This is a genomic window from Methylophaga sp. UBA5088, assembly GCF_002414625.1.
Lineage (GTDB): Bacteria > Pseudomonadota > Gammaproteobacteria > Nitrosococcales > Methylophagaceae > Methylophaga > Methylophaga marina.
Map to the genome: position 1 here is coordinate 476 of NZ_DIAC01000052.1, position 3,376 is coordinate 3,851.

The 3,376-nt window shown below is 44.5% G+C and carries 5 protein-coding genes; all 5 read right to left on the reverse strand.

Translation table 11 applies throughout. The features are described 5' to 3' along the window. Nucleotides 1–66 precede the first annotated feature (66 nt). Complete coding sequence (locus B4K20_RS07295) at nt 67–855, reverse strand: PepSY-associated TM helix domain-containing protein (RefSeq protein ID WP_289282420.1); 789 nt, start codon at nt 853–855, stop codon at nt 67–69. A 32-nt stretch (nt 856–887) separates the two neighbouring features. Then, nucleotides 888–1,724: an energy transducer TonB gene (locus tag B4K20_RS07300; RefSeq protein ID WP_289282421.1), complete on the reverse strand. Its 837-nt coding sequence runs from the start codon at nt 1,722–1,724 to the stop codon at nt 888–890. Continuing rightward, a complete protein-coding gene (locus B4K20_RS07305; protein ID WP_286305241.1) occupies nt 1,721–2,149 on the reverse strand; it encodes an ExbD/TolR family protein in 429 nt (142 codons plus the stop codon). Before B4K20_RS07305 ends, B4K20_RS07300 begins: the two co-directional genes overlap by 4 nt. Then, entirely contained in the window at nt 2,149–2,541 is a 393-nt protein-coding gene (locus B4K20_RS07310; RefSeq protein ID WP_289282422.1) for an ExbD/TolR family protein, read from the reverse strand. The genes B4K20_RS07305 and B4K20_RS07310 overlap by 1 nt, the downstream gene beginning before the upstream one ends. Further along, nucleotides 2,531–3,376: MotA/TolQ/ExbB proton channel family protein (locus B4K20_RS07315; RefSeq protein WP_289282423.1), on the reverse strand; the 846-nt coding region annotated here is incomplete at its 5' end. The genes B4K20_RS07315 and B4K20_RS07310, both read right to left, overlap by 11 nt.

Sequence of the window (3,376 nt, forward strand, 5' to 3'; positions counted from 1 at the left end):
GTACGCTCATCAAACGGGGTAGGCGTCAACTCAGAGAAAACAGATAACACTGGGCGCATCACCTCATTATTTAGATTCATCTAATGGTGTCGGTGTACGCTCATCAAACGGGGTAGGCGTCAACTCAGAGAAAACAGATAACACTGGGCGCATCACCTCATTATTTAGATTCATCGAGATAGATGTCACCGCTAAAATCAGCACAAAGCCCCATAAACAGACGCCGCCAGAGCGATGAAGATCAAAGTTTAATTTGTAGCCGCCTTGTTTCCAACGGAACCGTAATGACTTCTTCCAGCTTTTTGCTTTTGGAAAACTTATCCATAAGGCAATGAAACTATCTATTGTCCAGACAATAGCAATAATGCCCATAAACAGAATACCGAGCTCCAAACCAAAACCATCCGGTATATGCATGCTGTAGTGAAGCTTATAGAGAAAAGGTAGGATGTTCTCGCGCGTTAGCGAAATCTCCCCCCACATTCTATTTGCCTGCACCTCAGAGGTCGCAGGATCGATGGCTACCTGATTAAAATCCACGGCAGCCGCTTTGCCAGTCTCAGGAACAGGTCTGGGCATGACTGTCATCATTAAACTATGCTCAGCCTCAATATTGAGCGGCATAAAGCTGACCATTAACTGTGGATTGTCAGCTTCAAACTTGTTAGCAAGAGATAAAGCATCAATTGCAGCAAAGTCCACATCTTGTGTTTTGGCTTTATATAGCTGTGGATTGAGCCATTCGTCCAGCTCATGGTCCCAGGAGATAATGGCGCCGGTAAGACCGGCTATGAATAAAAACACAGCACTGGCCAGTCCAAACCAGCGATGAATAAGTACTCCGATTGATCGCATATTAACCACCGTAAAACATATTAAAGCCGAACTTATGTATTAAGCTGGAAAGCAATCGGCACATTCACCTCAAGCTGAGACTGCAACATGTCATCCGGAAACGAAGGTAACGGTTGGGCTTTTTTTAACATGCTTATAACCGCTTCATCTAAACGTTTTGACCCCGAACTTTGTGTAATACGAAAATCCAACACCTTGCCATCACGATCAACCACAAAAAACAGCTTGACGATCCCTTCTTCACCACGACGTCTTGAGGCCATGGGATAACGTTTATGCTTGGCCAGTGTTGCAGCCAGCTCACTGTAGTAAGATTTTTGCGCTGCTATCTGACCACCACTCAGCTGTGCACTTGCTTGCCCGGTTGTTTTCTTCTGGGCAGTCTGTTTATTCACGTTTGTACTGGTCGTTGTTGTCGCGACTGTTTGTTTTTTCACCGGCTTTTCTGGTGTGACTTCTTTTTCGATAAGCTCTTCAACCACTTTTTTTGGTTCTGGTTTAGGCTTGGTTTGTGCTTTTACCTTTGTTTCTGTTTTTTGTTTTGCCTCAACTTTTTTTGGCTCAGGCTCTACAACAGGTTCGGGTTCAACCACAGGTTCAGGTTCAACGACAGGCTCTGGCTCGACAACAGGTTCGGGTTCCGGCTTTTTTTCTGGTTCAGGTTCGGGCTCTGACTCCGTCGCTTTTTCTTGCGTTTTTTCTACGTCACCAAGGTCACCAAGCATACCCAGATCAATTTCTACACCTTGTAAGCCAGTTAGCTCAGCACCATCCTCTTCTTCAGGCTGATAGGTAAAAAAGACGAAGCCAGCGGCATGAATAGCAACGGCCACCAAAAGCGCAAAGATCCAATAACGATTTTTTGTCATGTTAGTTCTGCTTGTTTTTGTGTCGCCAATGAGACACGCTTGATGCCAGATTGCTTGATTATGGTCAGCACATCTTGAAGCCTTTCCACCGGCAGATTGCCATCCACTTTAACTAAGATATGAAACGTATCTTTATCTTCTGTCGCTTCAAAACGTTTGTTGATGGTCGGTAATAGCGCCTCATCATCTGTAATTGCCTGATCAATCGCTACTTGCCCATCTTCAGATACGATAATAACTAAGGGTTCTTCGACTTGCTTTGTTTCACTCGCAGATAAAGGCGGCTGTACCTTAATAGGGTCAGACTGACTAATGTGTCCCGCGACCATAAAAAATATGAGCATCAGAAACACAATGTTAATCAACGGCACCAAGCTATCATCTTGATCAGGCTTTTTGTGTTGAATCGACTGTCCGACTTTCATCAATTTATCCCTGCCAAGCTGACAGATTTAGCACCTGCCTGTTTAAAGGCATCAAGCAGATCAATCATACTTTGTGTTTGAATACCTGATTTAACCTCAATGACATAGACAGCATCAGGATCTTGATTAACCACTGTGGCCACAGAGTTTGCATCTTTTAAAGATAAGGTCATATTACCAATTTTGTATGTACCGTCATTTGACACCAGAGTGACAACACGTTGCTCACGAGATTCTGCCTGAGATTCACTTGGTGCCGACACATCAATTTGCCGCCACTGGATAAAGGTCGAAGACAACATAAAGAACAGCAACAGAATAAACACCACATCAATAAGCGGTGTCAGACTAATGGCTCTTTTATGTCTTGGCGGTTCTGTATTAAGCAGCATGGCGCATGGTATTGTTTTCAGCAGACACTGGCTTAGCAGGCGCTGTTGTGAAAATTTGGGTGACAGTGTCATTCATCAGCGATGCAACACGCTCAACTTTACGCTCCATCCAGTTATGTATTGTCACAACTGGTATGGCCACAGCCAGACCAACTGCTGTTGTTAATAATGCTTGCCAGATACCACCGGATAAAACAGACGGATCCACCTGATTCCCTGCAGCTTCCATTTGTTGGAAGGCGATAATCATCCCCAACACGGTACCTAACAGACCTAATAAAGGACTTAATGTAGCGATAACCTCCATTGGGCGAAGGTAGGCACGTAATTGATTGAGGCGCAGCGTAGCAACACGATCAAGCTCTTCTTTTAAGGTCGCAAGATCCATTTTATGTTGAGTTAGACCTCTAATCGACATCAGCACCAGCTCATCCACTGGTCGTTTTGGATTCAACATCATCATGGCTTCGGCAGCATCGCCTTTTTGCCAATGTTGAATAACAGACTTAAGGTGTTTGGAGGATTCTGGTCGCGTTGACATGAACTGCCACAGTTTAATGAGTGTAATCGCTAATGCGATTACCGAAAAACCTGTCAGAATCCATACAACAGGTCCACCTACCTGCATGAACTCCACAAACTGTGTCATCGCATCTGCTTGCGGAGCCAACGTTGTTGGATCTGTACTAGTTAAAGCATCGGTCATTGCTGGCGAGACTGTACTTGGATCGGTATTTACGTCTGTCACTGCAGCGCCGTTATTACTGATATTCTCAGTTGTACCTAATGCATCGTTTTCTTGAGCCATAAAATTCCCCTTTTCGAGCCAGCAATG

Bases quoted from the DNA above. Each gene is read 5' to 3' on its own strand.
- B4K20_RS07295 (WP_289282420.1), bottom strand. From the start codon at position 855: ATGCGATCAATCGGAGTACTTATTCATCGCTGGTTTGGACTGGCCAGT.
- B4K20_RS07300 (WP_289282421.1), bottom strand. From the start codon at position 1,724: ATGACAAAAAATCGTTATTGGATCTTTGCGCTTTTGGTGGCCGTTGCT.
- B4K20_RS07305 (WP_286305241.1), bottom strand. From the start codon at position 2,149: ATGAAAGTCGGACAGTCGATTCAACACAAAAAGCCTGATCAAGATGAT.
- B4K20_RS07310 (WP_289282422.1), bottom strand. From the start codon at position 2,541: ATGCTGCTTAATACAGAACCGCCAAGACATAAAAGAGCCATTAGTCTG.